This window comes from Haloarcula sp. S1AR25-4, assembly GCF_031624555.1.
Lineage (GTDB): Archaea > Halobacteriota > Halobacteria > Halobacteriales > Haloarculaceae > Haloarcula > Haloarcula pellucida.
Genome location: NZ_JAMQOR010000004.1, coordinates 477,237 through 494,705, shown reverse-complemented (window position 1 = coordinate 494,705; position 17,469 = coordinate 477,237). Strand labels below are relative to the sequence as shown.

14 protein-coding genes are annotated in these 17,469 nt (G+C 62.6%); 8 read left to right on the top strand and 6 right to left on the bottom strand.

The features are described 5' to 3' along the window. The 4 genes from NDI85_RS19170 to NDI85_RS19155 form a co-directional block, all read left to right on the top strand. Positions 1-119, top strand: a 119-nt coding sequence (locus tag NDI85_RS19170; RefSeq protein WP_310916668.1) for an integrase core domain-containing protein, incomplete at its 5' end; no start/stop codon positions are given. A gap of 206 nt (positions 120-325) precedes the next feature. Further along, positions 326-751, top strand: a complete 426-nt coding sequence (locus tag NDI85_RS19165) for a DUF5518 domain-containing protein (RefSeq protein ID WP_188997059.1) — start codon at positions 326-328, stop codon at positions 749-751. Between the two features lie 107 nt (positions 752-858). After that, the gene (locus NDI85_RS19160; RefSeq protein ID WP_310916666.1) at positions 859-1,530 is read left to right on the top strand and encodes an IS6 family transposase; all 672 of its coding nucleotides are present in this window, start codon (positions 859-861) and stop codon (positions 1,528-1,530) included. A 46-nt stretch (positions 1,531-1,576) separates the two neighbouring features. Beyond that, a complete protein-coding gene (locus tag NDI85_RS19155) occupies positions 1,577-2,632 on the top strand; it encodes an NAD-dependent epimerase/dehydratase family protein (RefSeq protein WP_188997057.1) in 1,056 nt (351 codons plus the stop codon). A 21-nt stretch (positions 2,633-2,653) separates the two neighbouring features. On the opposite strand, the gene NDI85_RS19150 is transcribed toward NDI85_RS19155, so the two are convergent. The 6 genes from NDI85_RS19150 to NDI85_RS19125 all read right to left on the bottom strand — a co-directional run bounded on the left by NDI85_RS19150 (position 2,654) and on the right by NDI85_RS19125 (position 10,260). Next, positions 2,654-4,642, bottom strand: coding sequence for a DUF2206 domain-containing protein (locus NDI85_RS19150; RefSeq protein ID WP_310916665.1), 1,989 nt, complete (start codon positions 4,640-4,642; stop codon positions 2,654-2,656). Continuing rightward, positions 4,639-5,571 (bottom strand): glycosyltransferase, encoded by a 933-nt coding sequence (locus tag NDI85_RS19145; protein WP_188997053.1) that lies wholly within the window; start codon positions 5,569-5,571, stop codon positions 4,639-4,641. The genes NDI85_RS19150 and NDI85_RS19145 overlap by 4 nt, the downstream gene beginning before the upstream one ends. A gap of 4 nt (positions 5,572-5,575) precedes the next feature. Next, positions 5,576-6,652, bottom strand: coding sequence for a DUF354 domain-containing protein (locus NDI85_RS19140; RefSeq protein WP_188997050.1), 1,077 nt, complete (start codon positions 6,650-6,652; stop codon positions 5,576-5,578). Beyond that, complete coding sequence (locus NDI85_RS19135; protein ID WP_188997046.1) at positions 6,649-7,677, bottom strand: glycosyltransferase family 2 protein; 1,029 nt, start codon at positions 7,675-7,677, stop codon at positions 6,649-6,651. The genes NDI85_RS19140 and NDI85_RS19135 overlap by 4 nt, the downstream gene beginning before the upstream one ends. A gap of 1 nt (position 7,678) precedes the next feature. Further along, positions 7,679-8,995, bottom strand: coding sequence for a nucleotide sugar dehydrogenase (locus NDI85_RS19130; protein WP_220639434.1), 1,317 nt, complete (start codon positions 8,993-8,995; stop codon positions 7,679-7,681). Between the two features lie 422 nt (positions 8,996-9,417). Beyond that, a complete protein-coding gene (locus NDI85_RS19125; protein ID WP_188997040.1) occupies positions 9,418-10,260 on the bottom strand; it encodes a thioredoxin domain-containing protein in 843 nt (280 codons plus the stop codon). Between the two features lie 325 nt (positions 10,261-10,585). On the opposite strand from NDI85_RS19125, the gene glmS reads away from it, so the two are divergent. The 4 genes from glmS to NDI85_RS19105 all read left to right on the top strand — a co-directional run bounded on the left by glmS (position 10,586) and on the right by NDI85_RS19105 (position 17,463). Further along, the gene (gene glmS, locus NDI85_RS19120) at positions 10,586-12,403 is read left to right on the top strand and encodes a glutamine--fructose-6-phosphate transaminase (isomerizing) (protein WP_310916664.1); all 1,818 of its coding nucleotides are present in this window, start codon (positions 10,586-10,588) and stop codon (positions 12,401-12,403) included. A 41-nt stretch (positions 12,404-12,444) separates the two neighbouring features. Beyond that, positions 12,445-14,163 carry an asparagine synthase-related protein gene (locus NDI85_RS19115; protein ID WP_220639433.1) on the top strand — a complete coding sequence of 573 codons (1,719 nt, stop codon included), beginning with the start codon at positions 12,445-12,447 and terminating at the stop codon, positions 14,161-14,163. 542 nt (positions 14,164-14,705) lie between these two features. Then, entirely contained in the window at positions 14,706-16,253 is a 1,548-nt protein-coding gene (locus NDI85_RS19110) for a hypothetical protein (protein WP_310916663.1), read from the top strand. 493 nt (positions 16,254-16,746) lie between these two features. Next, positions 16,747-17,463: a hypothetical protein gene (locus tag NDI85_RS19105; RefSeq protein ID WP_188997032.1), complete on the top strand. Its 717-nt coding sequence runs from the start codon at positions 16,747-16,749 to the stop codon at positions 17,461-17,463. The last annotated feature ends 6 nt before the right edge of the window (positions 17,464-17,469 follow it).

Here is a 17,469-nt window from a genome sequence, read left to right as displayed (position 1 = left end):
GGCGGGGCAGTCAATCCAGCGCGAAACAGTGGCTACGACGCTTCAGACACCACTACAACCACGAACGGCCCAATCAAGCGCTTGACGGTAAAACGCCAGCTGAGGAGATTCAGAACTAGACAGTGCCTCGCCACGGGAATTAAAAGCTGTCAGGCGGGATATCGGGGCTAATCGCAAAATTTCACAATTTGGGTTAATTCAGCTAAAACGAATCGAATAAATATAATGGTCCTCCACAACTTTGCTTGTTCGTGCGATGTCTCTAATCTAATACAGCTGCTCAAACTTGAGAAAATATACACAATTCAAACTCTTAGAAGTAGATATGGTATCAACCCTCCGCGCTCACTGGCTTACTCCAGCATGGCGACTTGCGTTCATTGGAGCACTAGCTTCACTACCTCTCATCGGTGTTTTGAAGTTGGTGCCTAATTCGGAGGCAACCATCAGTGCCGGTATAATGATACTCGGAGCGTTCATTGCAGGCGTCGCCGCCTCAATCCGTTCCTCAGATCCAAATGCTGCTGGGCTCCGTGCTGGTTTCATTGGTGGCGTTCTCGGACTGCTGACCTTCATTTCGGCAGCAGGTCTAACACCAACTGGGTCGCTACCTAGACTCGTTTTTGTCGTTTTCGCCAGTGGGCTAGTGGTGTGTGTTGCACCCTTATTCGGTCTGGGATTCGGCCACATCGGTGGATGGATAGCAAACGCCGTTATTTCCCGGTTGACAACCAGGGCAGCCACAATATAACATTGCCGACGCTCTAGAGGTAAAGAGAGCAAGAAAAGGGGTTGTAAAGAGGGGACACTGTCTAGTTGAGGGATTGAGAAGTGAGGTGGCCGTAGCGAGAACTGCTCATGGAACTCGCAAACCTCCTCAGAGAAACGGACAGTCAAGACGTTTGGGAGCACGAACGTACCCCGACACCCGTCCGGCGATTTGGGGTGCGTCTCCATACGGCGGGGCTGTCGATCAGGGAGACGGTGGCTATCTTAGAACTACTGGGTGTCGACCGTTCTCATGGCGCGGTCTGGAACTGGGTTCATACGGTGTCTGAAGCACAGAGCGACCCGTCGACGGTGCAGCCGTCGCGGGTCGCGGTCGACGAGAAACAAATCGAGGCCGATGGCGAGAAAAAGTGGCTCTACGCTGCTGTCGACACAGAATCGAAGTTGCTGCTCGAAGTTGACGTGTTCAGCCGCCGCGGGACCGACCCCGCGGCGGCGTTCCTGCATCGGCTCACTCAGAAACACGATGTCACCGAGTCAGTGTTTCTCGTTGATGCTGGCGGCTATCTGACTGCCCTCTCTCGCCACGATTTGAGCGGTCGACTCGACTATCGAATCCGGAATCACATCGAAAAATGGTTCCAGACTGTGACCATGCGAATCGACCGCTTTCACGCCTTCTGGCGGGGCAGTCAATCCAGCGCGAAACAGTGGTTACGACGCTTCAGACACCACTACAACCACGAACGGCCGAGTCAAGCTCTCGACGGACGAACGCCAGCTGAGGAGGTCCAGAACTAGACAGTGCCGGAGCCATCGTTATGTTGGTGTAAATACAACTTTTCGCATGGCATCTGCGCTCGTCGTCGGCGGCACCGGTTTCGTCGGCCGCCACGCTGTGGCCGACCTGCTCGAACACGGGTACGACGTGACGGCGTTTAGCCGTCGTCGCCGGGACTCGTCCGATAGCTGGGACGCCGTCACGCACGTTGAGGTCGATCGGACGGACGCCGAGGCGTTTCGGGCGGCAGTCCACCGGACTGACCCCGACGTCGTTCTCGACTGCGCACTGTTCCACCCTGACCACGCTCGGTCTGCGGTCGAGACGTTCGCCGACGTCGACGCCTACGTGTACGTGTCGAGCGGCGGCGTCTACGCCCGAGACGACGTCCCGAAGCGCGAATCGGTCACGCCGCTGCACTCGTTCTCGTCAGACCACGCCGACGACGACACGATGGCTAGCTACGGCCCTCGGAAGGCGGAGTGTGACCGCATCGTAACTCGGGCGGCCGAGGACGGCGTGGCCGCCACGAGCGTCCGACCGACGATGGTGTACGGCCCGAAATCACTCGACGGCTTGGCGGGGTCGGCGTCCGGGTCCGTCTCGTGGGCACCCGACAGACCGGGCATCCAGAACCACCACGAGTACTGGATACACCGTGTCGACGAGTACGACCGAGTCGTCGTGCCGGGCGACGGGACCGCCATCTGGCACCGCGTCTACGTCGAAGACGTGGCGAGCGCCCTCCGAATCGTCGCCGAGGAAGGCGCGCCCGGCGAGGCGTACAACGTCGCCGACCGACTCGTTCTGACGATGGAAGACGTGGTCGCCCTCGTCGCCGAGACGCTCGATACGTCCGTCGAAGTGGTCCACGCGAGTCGCCGCGAACTCGAAGCGGTCGGCCTCACGCCGGACGATTTCGTCCTCTATCACCACCTCGGTCGTAACTACCCACACGTGCTGTCGACGTGTAAACTCGCCGCGCTCGGCTGGGACTCGACGCCGGTCGAGGTAGCCATGGAACGGACTGTCGAAGACGCACTCGCGAGCGACCGCGACGGGAAGGCGTTCGACCCCGGCCGCGCGGCAGAAGAACGGTTTCTGGACAGTATCGCGGAGTAACCGTCCGCGAGACGTGCCCCGTCAGGCGTCAGTTGCCGGGGACGTGACGCACATCTTCACGGCCGAGTTGCTGTAGATGACGGCCTGATTGGATCGGCAGATCCGCTGCTGGGGGATGTTTCGAACCTCGCCGATACCGTTGCTGTTGATGAAGTAGGTGGCCGACTCTGTCTGTTCCTGTCGGTAGACGGTGATGTCGTGGGTGACCGGTTCGCTGTCGTTTATCCGAGCCGTATCGGCCGGATACGACCCAGTCCGCTTGAACAGCGTCTGGTACGGGTGGTCGGTGAACACCACCTGATCCGGACGGAGGTTGTCGCCGTCGGGGGACCCGGTCATCTCGCCGAACGTGTACGCGGCGTCGATTTCGGCCTCGCTGTAGGCCAACTGGGCCTCCTGATTCTCGAAGACCGGATTGTCGACAGCCCCGTTGCTCGACATGACCATCGCGCTTGGGAACACGAGGACGAAGATGAGGACCACGACCGCCACCGTTCGCCTGTCGAGTTCGATGGCGAGGTGGCGGAGCCCGATGACCGTAAGCAACACCAGTGGGGCATAGAGGAACGCGAACCACCGCTGTGGGATGAAGTTTCGGATGCCGAACATCGGGAGACCGAGGACGAACACGAGCATGATCGCCGACGCCGAGAGCAGCGTGAACACGGACTGCTGTGCCCGACGGCGATTGACGACGTACAGACATCCGACGAACGTCCCGAACAGCAACAGGAGGAACCCGGTGGTGTTGATGTACGTCGCGACGGTCTCGATGAGCGTCGGTCCCTGACTCGCCGCCGCCGCGCCGGCGCTTCCGCCGGACGGGCCGGCGAGGTTCAGCACGCCCGCACTGGACGCCAGCGTCTCCTGTAGGTAACTGAGCACAGTCACGAGGAAGGAGTTCCCGTTGTACGGCGTGAACGACCAGAGGAACGTGATGAACCCGGCGTCGAACGCCAGCAGCCCGGCGATGTTCAGCGGGTTCCGGACCCTGAACACGTCCGGGTCGAGCGGCGACCGGGTGAAGATGCGTAACTTGAGCACCAGGTACGCGACGAGTCCGGCACCCAGCAGTACCAGCATGATGAACGACGACACCTGATGTGTCAGGATGACGGCGGTGGTAAACAGCACCAGCAGACCGAACTCCCGGAGTTCGTAGTCCGTTCGCATCACTCGGACCAGCCAGTACAACACCCCGAGGAACAGTATCAAACCCATGCTGGTCGGGATGATGTGGATCCCCCACTCGATGACGTAGTCACCGAACGCGAACAGGGCCGTCGCCAGCGCCGCCCACCGTGGTTCGACGAGCAGGTTCGCGATGGTGAACACGACCAGTATCGCGACTGGCATCGCGAGGCCAAGCGAGAGATACAGGGCCAACCGCAGGGGGACGTCGGCCAGCAGCGACGTGGTGACGACCAGCAGGTGGTACAGCGGCGAGGTGTAGTGCTTGTTGTTCGAGATCGCCTCGAGCGTACCGGCGGCCTTGATGCCCCCGGCCAGTTGGGTGATGTGGGTCCAGATGTCGATGCCGATGAGTCCCGGAGTCACGTACAACGCACTCAGGCGGACGACGGCCGCGAGCAGGACTATCTGGAGCAGTATCTGTGTCCGGTTGAACGACTGCTTGCCCGAGAACGCTATCTGTGCCAGCAGCATGGTCCCGGCGACGCCGGCCACGTCGAAAAACAGCACCGACCGCTCGCCGTGTTCGACGGCGATGACGACCATCGCGCTCGTACAGACGACGACGAGTATCGGCAGCAGTCTGAGGGCGTTCCGGGACAGCGTCGGGAGGCCATTGACCGTGCTCTCGTCGCGGACGCTCGTGATGAGATACAGGATACAGGCCGTCCCCAGGACGAGCGGAATCGTCTTGATGTATATCTGTGACGCGAAAAACCGGAGCGGGAACATGGCGATGGCCATGAGCAGCCCCGCGACGGCGGCCCCGGTGTCGAGACGCGAGGGCAGCCACCGCCGGACGGTCTGCTGGACGTTCATGCCTCACCCCTCGCCCGGTCGATAACCGACGCGTACGTCCGTTCGAGTCGCTGCCCGAACCCATCCGGGTCGAGTTGGTCCAGTCGCTCGCGCGCGTCTGGCCGCTGCTCGCTCGCGAGGATGACTTCGAGCGAGCCGGCAAGTTCGATGTCGGAGCCACAGACGGCCGATTGGCCGACATCCGTCAGCGTTTCGCGGACGAATCCGACGTCCGTCGAGACGACCGGGACGTTACACGCGGCCGCCTCTCGAACGATCATCGGCCCGCTCTCGCGCTTCGAGGTGACCAGCACCGTATCGCTCGCGTTCAGGTAGTAGGGCATCTCGTCGTACGGCTTGCCGGTCAGCGTCCGCAGGTCGGCGTCGACGTCGGCCGCCTCGACGACCTTCTTCGCCCGGTCGTAGTCCTTCTCGGGCCGACTCGGGTCGTACGGGAACAACACGACCGTCTCGTCGTGGTCCCAGCCGACGTGGTCACGCGCTTCGGCCTTGTCCATCGGCTGGAACCGGTCCGTGTCGACGGGGAACGGCATGTGCGTGTACTCACAGTCGACGTACTCTGCCATCTTGTGGCTGGGGAGTATCACGCGGTTGGCCCGCTTCGCGCTGTACTGTCCGACTTTCGAGACCCATCCGTGGTCGCCCATGAGGTCGCTTCCCCAGAAGGTGACGACCACGGGGCGGGTCGGTTGCGCGAGCGCGAACGGTGCCGTGAGACCGTTGTTCGCGTGGACGAGGTCGTACTCGTCCAGTCCGTGTTCGAGCACCTGCGGGTAGTACTTCAGGTAGTCGGTCACACTCCGGGGGTCGTCCGCCGAGTAGTGGCCCGGAACGTTCAGCACCGTACAGTCGATGCCGCGAGAGCGCAACGCCTCGACCTGCTGTTCGAAGAACGACCGCCGCCCGGTCGTCAGGTGCAGTATTCGCATCTCATCACCCAACGTTCCGTGGCGGTGCTTCGGCAGTGTCTGTGCCCCTCGGCGGGGCACTCGGGTCGCCTGTGAGTTGTTCGAGTATGACATCGGTCGGATTTACTTTCTCGGTCAAGAGGTGCATTCGTCGGTGCTGGAACTCCGTTGCTGGTTCCGCGAGCATGGACCGTGCGGCCTCGAGTGCCTTCTCGGTCCCGCCGTCGCCGGCACAGTTGACGACGAGGCCGTACCGTGATTCGAGTTCGTCGAGGTAGCCCAGCGTGAGGTCGCTGACGTAGACGGCCGGCGTCCCGAGTGCCGCACACTCGGCGGCGGTCGTCCCGCCCTCGCCGACGTAGAGGTCGATGGCGGCCAGCAGGTCGTGGAAGCGGTCCGATTCGAGGTCGAAGCCCCGGGAGGCGAGTCTATCGGGCAGGTCGCCCTCGGTACTGAGCAACACCTCGGCGCCGTCCGCTTCCAACTGCTCGACGAGGGCGATGGGGTCCTCGATACCGCTCGCGCCGACGTCGTGCGAGGAACTCCAGTCGCCCAGACGGACGAGGACGACGTCGCCGTCCGTCTCCAGCCCGACGTCTTCGAGGACCGCCTCGTCCGGGTCGAAGTGGTCGGGGTGGAGATAGGCGAGTTCGTGGTAGGCTGGGTAGCGGACCTGTTTCGAGCCGATATCGTCGCGAAAGCAGTCCGGCGTACACACCGTATCGGCAAAGGGGAACGCCAGCCGTCGGATGAGGGTAGCGTGTTCGGTGTCGTAGAAGACGACGCTTCGGGCACCGACGAGCGACGCGACGTGTGAGATGGCGACGCCGCCGATGGCCGTCATCACGTCGGGCTCGAACTCCAGCGCGCGGCGCAGCAGACGCGCCTCGTAGGTCGCCTGTGCCGTCGCCAGCGACAGGAGCGAATCCGAGGACCCCGCGAGAACCTCGTACTCGATGTTACAGCACTCCAGCAGGTCGATGGAGGCCTCGTTGTCACGGGCGAACACCCGGACGTCGTGGCCCCGACGCGTCAGTTCGTCGATAGCGTGCTTGAAGAAGTGGACGTGGCCGGCGTGCTGGACGGTTACGACGACGTTCATTCCCGAACCACCTCGGCGTCGCTCTGTCGTTCCGTGCCGAACGCCAGCGTGAGCGCGAGAACGCCGCCGAGGAGCGTCACCAGCGACTTCGGCCAACTGACAGCGAGCGCGTCGGGGAGCAACTCGGACAGGACGCCACTGACCACCGCGAGCAAGCCGGCGATCACACCCAACGTGCCGACCGAGTAGAGCGCTGCGAGGTGGGGCCGACGCTGTGAGCTCTCTTTCCGGAGCCGCCAGAGGAACGCCTGCAGTATCGTCGTCGAGGTGCGCTTGACGAACCCCGAGAACTCGATGGTGCTCTCCTCGTCGCCGTATATCGCTTCCATCGGTACGTCAGCGACGCGGACGCCGGCGGCGTTCAGGCGAGCGAGGAGGTCGTTGGGGTAGTCGTGGTCGTCCGGGATGGCCTCTATATCGACCGATTCGAGCGCCGCCTTCGATATCGCGGTGTAGCCGTTTTGCGGGTCGCGAAGCCGCCAGTAGCCACTCGCCGGCTTCATCATCAGCGTCAACAGCCAGTTGCCGAGCAATCGGAACGGCGGCATCCCGCCCGCGGCGTCGCTGTCGGCCAGACGGTTCCCCTTCGAGAACCCCGCTCGGCCCTCGACGAGGGGGTCCAGAAGGCGGTCCATCTGGTCTGGGTCCATCTGACCGTCGGCGTCGATGGTGACTGTCGCGTCCATCTCGTCGCGTGCCGCGAGGAGATAGCCGGTCTTGAGTGTCCCACCCGCGCCCTGATTGACCGTGTGCTGGACAGGGACGACTTCGGGGAACTCGCTGCCGTGGCCGTCGGGCACCATCACTTCCTCGGTCGCCGCCTCGCTGGCCGCCGCGATCCGCTGGTTCGACTGCTCGCTCACGGTCGCGTACTCGCGAATCACGTCCCACGTCTCGTCGGTCGAGCAGTCGTCGATGGCGTACACTCGGTCGACGAACGCGGGCAGTGACTCGATGACAGACCCGATGTGTTCGGCCTCGTTGTACGCCGGCAACACGACGCCGACCGTCTGGCCACGGTACATCTCAGACCCTCCTGTATGCGACCTCGTCGGGAAGGTCCGCCTCGTCGAAGGCCCGGTTCACGTCGACGATAGCTGGGGGGGCCGACAGCTCTGCAGCGACGATGTTGGGGTTCAGATTCTCCAGTTCGTCGTGGGCCGCTCCCAGCAACAGGCCGTCGAATCCGTCGAAGTTCAGTTTCTCCTGTGTCTCGATGTCGAGGTAGTTCGAGATGGTCTCGTCGTCCAGTAGCGGGTCGTACCCGACGATTTCGATGCCGAACTCCTGCAGTTCTTCGAGGACCGCGGCTATCTTCGCGTTCCGGATGTCGGCGACGTCGGCCTTGTACGTCAGTCCGGCGGCCAGAATACGGCAGTCCGCGAGCGGTCGGCCCGCCTCGGTCAGTGCCTTCACCATCAGGTCGGCGACGTGTTTCGGCATGGACTCGTTGACCGATCGACTCGCCTCGACGAGTTCCGGTGCTCGACCGTCCCGACTCGCGCGGTGGATGAGGAAGTAGGGGTCGACGGGGATGCAGTGACCGCTGACCAGACCGGGGCTGTAGTCGTGGAAGTTCCACTTCGTCCCGGCGGCCTCGAGGACGGCCTCGGTGTCGATGTCCATCTGCTCGAAGGTCATCGCGAGGTCGTTGACCAGCCCGATGTTCACGTCGCGCTGGACGTTTTCGACGACTTTGGCGGCCTCGGCGACTTCCATCGAGGGCGCGAGGTGGACGCCGGCGTCGATGACGTGGTCGTACAGCGCCTTGACGGTGTGGCCGACGGCCTCGTTCTGTCCGCTGACGATCTTCATGACGTTTTGCAGGCCGTGTTCCTCGTCGCCGGGGACGGCCCGCTCGGGGGAGTAGCCCACGTAGAAGTCCTCGCCACAGTCGAGTCCGGAGGACGCCTCCAGTGCGGGAACCATGACCTCTCGCGTCGCACCTGGGTAGACGGTCGACTCCAGAACCACCGTGGTGCCGGGCGTCATCTCTCGACCGACGGTCTCGGCCGCGCCCTCGACGAAGTCCATCTTCGGGTCCTGATTCTCGTCGATAGGGGTTGGGACGGTGACGAGGACGTAGGAGGCCTCGGCGATGCTTCCGGGTTCGGTCGTGAACGACACCTCTCCCTCCGCTATCGCTTCGTCACCGAGGTCGCCCGTGGTGTCGTTGCCGTCCGAGAGCCGAGCGACCGTCTCTTCGGAGATGTCGTAGCCGATAACGTCGTACCCTGACTTATCGAAGCCGACTGCGAGCGGGAGCCCCACGTAGCCGAGACCGACGACACAGACCGTCGTCTCTCGGGGTGTGATCTCCTGGGGCACCTGTATCGGGCTCATACCGTCGATTGCGTCGTTGCTTGGGAGCGAATTCATAGATATCACCGGTTCACCAGCCCTCAGCGACCGATACGGGCTGTTCTCGTTCACACAACGACGTTGCGGGGTCATTCCTATGCGGCCGCTAAGTACGATAGCGACGAAATCCGGCGAAAATAACCCGACTGCGACCGGACAGACTGACTGTCGACGCTGCCGGCCGACTCCCTTCGCAAGTGCCTAAGGTCGGGCCGTTGGTCCCGACTGGGTTCGTCACATACACTGCAGATCGGGACGCGCCCGTGCCCGCCCGAAGCGTGCGTTTGCACGCGAGAGAATCAGAACAATGGCTCGCCACCGGGCCCGGAACACCGCTTAAATCTCGATTAAACGCGGTCTGCAGTCCGTACACCCCACACTTGGCACGACAACTTGTGACACACTCACTCGTCGGCGGCCGTCTCGAACTGTTCGCGCGTACTCTCGGCGTCGAGGGTTGGCGCCGTCACGTCGCCGTCGTAGACGACGCGGGGGACCGTCCAGATCTCGTTTTCGTTTGCGCTCGTAAGCGTCCGCTCGACTCGTTCGCTGTAGGCGCTCTCCGATGTCGCCGCCTGTCGAATCTTCGACGGACTGGAGACGCCTGCAGCGCTTGCAAAGCGCGTGAGCAATTCGGGTTGCCCCCACTGATACCGCTCCTGTGGTTGGTTGGCGAAGACGTACGTGAAGTACGTCCAGAACGACTCGGGGTCCGTCTCCCAGACTGCGAGTCCGGCGCGCGTCGACCGCGGCGCGTCGGCACCGAGGAACGGTTCCCTGCCACGGTAGGCGACCGCCCGGAACCGTACCGAGACGTCACCCGGTCGGACGAACTCGTCGACGAGGTCGGGCAGTTGCGAGAGCACGAACTCTCGCGTGTAGGGGCACTTCCAGCTACCGTAGAGGGTCAGCGTCTCCTCGTCGTCGCCCATCGTCGGGTACGCTGTCTGCTCCTCGGGGAGCGTAACAGGGGACAGCGACACCGAGGGTTCCGATATCGTGACGTCGTCTATCGACCACCCGGCTTCGGTCTCTGTGGCTTGTGGCGTGTCGGTCGCCGTCTGCGTCTCGGTCGATCGAGCCGCTGATTCCGACGTATTTGGGACGCTCGTCCGTTCGCTCTCGGTCGGTTTCTCGCTCTCGGAACCGCCGACGGTGTCGACGACACTCGCACAACCAGAGACGGTGATAGCCGACCCAGCGGTGAGCGCTGCAAGGAACTCTCTTCGAGACGGTCTCTCAGGCATTGCTGGACACACGTTCGGTCGTCGGTTCATTATTTAGCGGGTAAACTGTCTGGGAACGCTGGCGACGTGCGACGCGTCACCTCTCGGGACGCTGCACTCGGCTTGTCCCCGTCTGGTGTCCCGCTTAGACCCTGTATAGGAATGGCCGGTAAAGCCGTGGATACCAACGAGTCCTTCCCGTCGAATCGGGACCAGGGTGAGAACACATGTACGTACGAACACTGTCGCCAACTTCGATTGACCCCATGAATGGACCGCCCGCGTCGACTGCAGCAACCTCCACCTCCGCTTCCACCTCCGACGGCCGACGCGAGGTGAGGGCCTGATGTGCGGTATCATCGCACATGCTGGGGCAGACGACGCGGTGGGGACGCTTATCGACGGGTTGGAACGCCTCGAGTACCGTGGCTATGACTCTGCCGGCATCGCCGTCCAGAACGGCTCCGGTATCGCAGTGCACAAGCGCGCGGGCGACGTTTCGGAAGTCCGCGAGGAGATTCAGACCGCGGCGTCGTCCGGTGACGTCGGTATCGGACACACGCGCTGGAGTACCCACGGGCCGCCCACCGACGAGAACGCCCATCCTCACACCAGCGATACGGACAACGTGGCCGTCGTACACAACGGCATCATCGAGAACCACGCCGAACTCCGCGAGTTCCTCGCCGACGAGGGCTACGAGTTCACGAGCGACACCGACACTGAGGTCATCCCGCACCTCATCGAACACTTCCGAAAGGAAGAGAGCGAGACCATTGTGGCCTTCCGACGCGCCGTCGAGGAACTGGAAGGCAGTTACGCCATCGCCGCCCTCGTCAGAGACGAGGGCCGAGTGTATGCGGCCCGTGCCGGGTCGCCGCTAGTCCTCGGCCTCGACGACGACCAGTACTACCTCGCAAGCGACATCCCCGCGTTCATCGAACACACGCGCGACGTCGTCTATCTCGAAGACGGCGACGTGGTCGTTCTCGAACCGAACGAGGCACAGATCTTCGACGAGAACGGTCTCTCCGTCGAACGGAGCGGCGAGTGCGTCGACTGGAACCCCGAGGACGTCGGGAAGGGTGCGTTCGACCACTACATGCTCAAGGAGATTCACAACCAGTCCAGCTCGCTCTCGAAGACGATTCGCGGACGGGTTGACCCCGACAACGGGCGGGTCGCCCTCGAAGAACTCGACGCCGAAATTCTGGACGGCGTCGAAAACGTCCACCTCGTCGCCTGTGGGACGTCGTATCACGCCGCGCTGTTCGGGGCGCGAATGCTCACTGACGCCGGCGTCCGCGCCCGCGTGTTCCGTGCTAGCGAGTACGCGAAGATGGCCGGGCCCACGACCGAAGGGACGCTCGTCATCCCGGTGACCCAGAGCGGGGAGACGGCGGACACCCTTTCGGCACTACGGACGGCTACTGAACGCGGCGCCACGACGGTGACGGTGACGAACGTCGTCGGGTCGACTGCCGCACGCGAGGCAGACGAGAGCGTGTTCATTCGTGCCGGCCCCGAGATCGGCGTCGCGGCGACGAAGACGTTCACGTCACAGGTCGTCACCCTCATCCTCCTCTCGCAGAAGATCGCGGCCGAACTCCCGAACGCGACGACTCGGGAGGACCTCCCGGAACTGCTCGCCGCACTCGAACAGGTCCCCACGCACATCGATCAGGTCGTCGAGACCAGTCGCGCGGCGGACCTCGCCTCGCGGCTCTTAGAGTACGACGCGTACTTCTTCATCGGCCGCGGGATGAGTCGCCCAGTGGCTCTCGAAGGCGCGCTGAAGTTCAAGGAGATCACCTACGAACACGCGGAGGGCTTCGCTTCGGGCCAACTCAAGCACGGCCCGCTCGCGCTCGTCACTTCTCAGACGCCCGTCTTCGGGCTGTTCACGGGTGATGAAGCGGAGAAGACGATTACGAACGCGAAGGAGGCCCAGACGCGAGGGGCCGAGATTATCGGCATCGGACCGGAGAACGGCCCGGGTGCGGCGGAGTCCGACGCCTATCTCCGAGTCCCGGATACGCACCCCGTCTGTCAGAACCTGCTCGCAAACGTCCAACTCCAACTCGTCTCGTACCACACGGCAAAGCAACTCGATAGATCCATCGACAAACCACGCAATCTCGCCAAGAGTGTAACTGTCCAGTAATGTCGCTCCAGATGAAGCAAGTCGACCGGGACATACGTCCGATGAACAAGGAACTGTTCGGCGTGTTCGGCGATACGAACACGTTCGAACAGTACCGGTCACCGGACGAGTTCGATCGAGTCGTCTCGGGACCCGACCTCACGTTCGGCGTTCGGAGTTCGGAACTCGACATCCCCGGTCGAACTACCGTCTACGAGAACGAGGCCGGTGCCTGTGCCATCTGGGGAGAGGCGTATCCTCGTTCTATCGACGGCTCAGACCCAGCGGAGTGGGCACTTTCGGAGTACGCGGCTCACGGGACCGAGGCACTCACCGGGTTCAACGGATCGTTCCTCGTAGTCGCCGACCACGAGGACCAGTCCGGTATCGTCGCGACCGACAGCGTCCGGAGCCGGGAGTGCTACTACGCGGATACCGGCGGGACACGCGTGTTCGGCACCGATCCCGCGACTGTGGCCGCGGCCGTTCCCACCCCGCGAGTCGACTACGAACCGCTTTTAGAGTTCCTTCACTTCGGTGTCGTGTTCGACGACCGAACGGTGTTACAGCAGATCAGTCGGATTCCCTTCGACAGTTGGTTGACCGCGACAGACACTCACGAGTTCGGGCGGTTCGTCTACGAGTCTCGCGAGTTCGACTACGCTGCCGAACTGGCCGAGCGGATGCGCCGAGCGCTCGAACGCCGGAATGACCTCCCCGGACGGAAGGGCGTCCTGCTGAGCGGTGGGTACGATTCACGCACGATTCTCGCCGGCATCTCCGACCTCGACGCTGCGTACACCGTCGGCGAGTCCGATAGCTCCGAACTCACCGTGGCGGAGAAACTCGCGACCCAGTACGGGATTCCTCATCAGGCGCTCTCCGTCGACGAGCGCTATCTGAACACGGACCTGAGTACCGTCAAGTACGGCCACGGTATCATGGAGTCGCTCCACATCCACCACGCGGGGTACATGGACCAATTCGACGTGGACACCATCTACCACGGCGGCCTCGCCGATACGATGCTGCGCGGGCACTTCCAGCCGATAACCGGCGTGGAGGTGTTCGACCGGAAGTGTCCGCCGTACCGTATCGACCCCGACCCGGACATCGCCAACCACTTCGCCGAGAAGTTCGGGTATCTCCCCGCCTCGGAGATGCTCTCCCGGGACACCACGGTATTCGAAGAGTCCGGCAAGGAGTTCCTCCGGCGTCGGGTCGACGAGGTACTCGACCGCTGGGACCATCGGTTCGAGAGGCTCTACGACGGGATGGCCCTGTTCGGGATACTCAACCAGCCGTCGCGGCCGTTCCGATTCCAGTTGAGCGACCAGTTCGTCGAGTCCTGCGTCTCACTCGACGCGGAACTCATCGAGTGGCATCTCGCCACACCACCCGAACACCGGAACACGCAGACCTACCTGCGTGCGCTCCGGAAACTCGACGACAACATCCTCCACCACCGACCGCCGGACAGGCCGTACGATTCGTACACGTTCAACCAGATAGACAACTTCCTCAGGCGAGCGATGCCGTTCGTCTCCGGCTATCAGGGACCCTGGCCCGACCGTGCGAAACTGTACGACCAGTGTGGGCTCGACGAGAAGATATTCTCGGAGTCGCCGGACGTCCAGGAGCTTCCGTGGCGTCTCAAACTCCGCGTCAACGACATCACCACTTGGCTCGATTCTACGACTGGGGACAGTTCGATAGACCCGTCCGACCTCGTCCAACCCAAAGACTCTCAGACGACGGCCGGACCGTACGGTCGTAGCTGAACGGCACGTTATGAATCGCATTCTCGCTGTAAATCCTGATTAATCTTTCTGGAACGATACACCGCTTGGCAGCTACGACGGTTATCAACTTGCTATCTCAGACATGTGGGGTAAGCTACACGAACCCCTATTTGCCGACCAGTGGAATTGCCCTTCTTGTCTGGAACTCCCCTATTAAGATGAAATTAACTGGGCGAACCGGATTATTTGAAAAAATCCCGCTAGCACCGCCGTTCGATTTAAAACGTCCGACTAACGTCTGACAAGCCAAAAAGGCTATCAGTTATTGAGTTCATTGCTCGCGCAACATGGACAAGCGTCAGTTATCGAGCGTAATCAGGGTTATCCTGGCTTTAACAACAGTCCTGGCGTTCTCTGCCGGCGTCGCAGCCGGCGCGGGCGCCGCAAGTGACAGCGCGGAAACTGCGTCGGCCACCATCGTGGGCGTGAGCCAGACACACTCGGCAGGTTCTGTCGGAAACACGACGTATGTCTGGGGGCACACCGCTCAGGGGCAGGCTGTCAACGCCTATCTCATCAGTGTGGAGACGTCGTCTGCTGGACCCAACACGGAACTCTGTCTCGAAACGAACGGTGCCACGACCTGTTCGCCGCTCGCTAATACCTCTTCGCCTACGCTCTCTTATCCATCTAACTCGAACAGCACCGAGACGACGCTGAACCTGACGCTCCGAGACGCCGAGACTGGCGACGTACTCGATGCCCGCTCTATCACCCAAGAGCAGATCCCCCGAACCGGCGATCTCGACGACGACGGGCTGAACAACGAAAACGAGGTCAATCAGGGAACGAACGTCACCAACACCGACACCGACGGCGACGGTCTGACCGACGGCGTAGAAGTCAACGAACACGGAACGTCGCCGACGGCAGCCGACACCGACGGGGACGGCCTCTCCGACAGAGTCGAACTCAGCGTCGGCGCCGACCCGATGGCTGCGGATACAGACGGTGACGGCCTCACGGACAAGCGCGAACTAGAGCTCGGGACCGACCCGGCCGCATCGGACACGGACGGCGACGGCGTCGCTGACAGCGTCGAACTGTCCGAGGGTACTGATCCCACGCTTGCCGACACTGATTCCGACGGTGTCACGGACAGCCGCGAACTCGCCCACGGGACGGACCCGACTGTCGCCGACACCGACGGAGACGGGCTCTCTGACGGCAAAGAGCAACGTCTGGGCACTGACCCACTCACGGCGGACAGCGACGGCGACGGCCTCGGAGACAGCAAAGAGGTCTCCATCGGGACCGACCCGACGGTCGCAGACACGGACGGTGACGGTCTCACGGACAAGCGGGAACTGGACGAAGGGACGAACCCGACCGTCGCGGATACGGACGGCGACGGCCTCGCCGACGGACCGGAACTAGACGCGGGGGCGAACCCGACGGTCGCAGACACGGACGGCGACGGGATTCCCGACGGTAGAGAGGTCCATCAGGCGGGCACTGACCCGACTAGCACGGACACGGACGGCGACCTCCTGGGCGATCAATTCGAGACCACTCTGGGGACGGACCCGACGAGTCAGCTCACGCCCGCGTGGCTGACGAGTACGTTCCTCGGCTTCGTCGTCGGTATCGGTCTGTCGATCACCGCTATCCGGAGCGGTCTCGTCATCGACGTGGTCGACAACGTCCGGGCCTTCCAGGTGCGCCTCCTCCGGACCGACGAGACGACGCTCGATGCGGTCGAAGACACCAGTGACTCGGTTACGGTACCCGACGACGAGGGAGACACCGAACCGATATCTGACTCTGCCGAGGCCGTCATCGCGGACCGCGCGGACGGTGACCTCATCGCCGACGACGAATTGGTACTCGCGATGTTGCGCGCCGAGGCCGGGCGGATGAAACAGAGTGATATCGTCGCAGTCACCGACTGGTCGAAGGCGAAGGTGAGTCGGTTGCTGTCCAGTATGGACGAGGGCGGCGACATCGTGAAACTCCGCATCGGACGCGAGAACCTCATCTGTCTCGAGGAGGCAAAGCCGGCCCAGATGCAACTGGAGCGAGACAGGGACGAACGTTCCGGGCCGGTTGGGTCCGGAAACGTCTGCTGACCGCCTGCGTGCCCACTGCTGGCGAAACGGGCAGGGCGTCGATAGCCGCAGGACTCCCCTGTCCTGTCGACGGTGCCGTCTCAGTGGTGTCTCGCGGCCGTTCTCACATGGTGTCGGCAGTCACTCTCGACCGTTCCAGCGCGCCGCCCCCGTCGTCTCTCACCGCGTCTCGCCCGGTAAGGTGGGCTTATCGACAGGATAATCGGGGTTTGAAGGGCCGAAATGGCTGATATCGCGTTCTCTCCTGTCACCGGTTCCCCACCAGCATCGAGAACCTGCCGTTTCGTTCGAAATACCTTTCACGTAATAAATGCTGATCTGGGCCGGCTCGCCGGCGTTTTCGGTACTATGGAACGATGGCTTCCGACGGGCGAGAACGGTTTTAACACGTCTTTAGACTCGTTGCGAAACGAGTGAAACAGTTATTGACGGCGGAAACGACCGGAACAACCGTCCCTTTATATGGGGAAATGGGTTCAAGGCAGAATCGAATATGCCCGAAGCTACACTCCGCAACGAGACGTCAGACAGCACCTCTACCGAGTCGGACTCGGAGCCAGACTCCGACTCGGACTCGGAGTTGACGCGCGACGATATCTTCCACGTCCTCCAGTGTCGCCGTCGCCGCCTCGTCCTCAAGTATCTCCAGGAGTACGACGGCGACGAGCCAGCGCGCATGGGCGACATCGCCGAACACATCGCGGCTCTGGAACACGACACGACCATCGACGCACTCCGCTCCCAGCAGCGACAGCGGGTGTATATCGCACTCTACCAGTCCCACCTCCCGAAGATGGACAAGGCGGGGGTCCTCGAATACAACCAGAGTCGCGGCTACGTCGAGACGACGAGCCTCGCCTCGCGATTCGATCCCTACCTCGACAACGAGCCATCCCTGCTCCACGACGAGGAAGCGGAGGCACACACACCCACCGACACCTCAGTCCAGCGGACGGACGACACCGACCGGACGAGTGCGGACGTAGACGTAAGCTGGCACAAGCGCTATCTCTACGCTGCAGGGGGGAGTCTGTTCCTCGCGTCCGCGCTCTCCAGCGGACTCGTGTCCGCGCAACTACCGTCTCAGGTCGGTATGGGGATTCTGGTGAGTGCGCTGTTTACGTTGCTTGCTGTGAGTCATTGGGCGACCGAGTCCTCGTGGTCGGACCTCGGGTGGACGAAACCTGACGTGGACAACTGGAACGAGTGAGTGGTG

Excerpts from the sequence above, each read along its gene's own strand:
- NDI85_RS19165 (WP_188997059.1), top strand. The coding sequence starts at position 326 with ATGGTATCAACCCTCCGCGCTCACTGGCTTACTCCAGCATGGCGACTT.
- NDI85_RS19160 (WP_310916666.1), top strand. The coding sequence starts at position 859 with ATGGAACTCGCAAACCTCCTCAGAGAAACGGACAGTCAAGACGTTTGG.
- NDI85_RS19155 (WP_188997057.1), top strand. The coding sequence starts at position 1,577 with ATGGCATCTGCGCTCGTCGTCGGCGGCACCGGTTTCGTCGGCCGCCAC.
- NDI85_RS19150 (WP_310916665.1), bottom strand. The coding sequence starts at position 4,642 with ATGAACGTCCAGCAGACCGTCCGGCGGTGGCTGCCCTCGCGTCTCGAC.
- NDI85_RS19145 (WP_188997053.1), bottom strand. The coding sequence starts at position 5,571 with ATGCGAATACTGCACCTGACGACCGGGCGGCGGTCGTTCTTCGAACAG.
- NDI85_RS19140 (WP_188997050.1), bottom strand. The coding sequence starts at position 6,652 with ATGAACGTCGTCGTAACCGTCCAGCACGCCGGCCACGTCCACTTCTTC.
- NDI85_RS19135 (WP_188997046.1), bottom strand. The coding sequence starts at position 7,677 with ATGTACCGTGGCCAGACGGTCGGCGTCGTGTTGCCGGCGTACAACGAG.
- NDI85_RS19130 (WP_220639434.1), bottom strand. The coding sequence starts at position 8,995 with ATGAGCCCGATACAGGTGCCCCAGGAGATCACACCCCGAGAGACGACG.
- NDI85_RS19125 (WP_188997040.1), bottom strand. The coding sequence starts at position 10,260 with ATGCCTGAGAGACCGTCTCGAAGAGAGTTCCTTGCAGCGCTCACCGCT.
- glmS (WP_310916664.1), top strand. The coding sequence starts at position 10,586 with ATGTGCGGTATCATCGCACATGCTGGGGCAGACGACGCGGTGGGGACG.
- NDI85_RS19115 (WP_220639433.1), top strand. The coding sequence starts at position 12,445 with ATGAACAAGGAACTGTTCGGCGTGTTCGGCGATACGAACACGTTCGAA.
- NDI85_RS19105 (WP_188997032.1), top strand. The coding sequence starts at position 16,747 with ATGCCCGAAGCTACACTCCGCAACGAGACGTCAGACAGCACCTCTACC.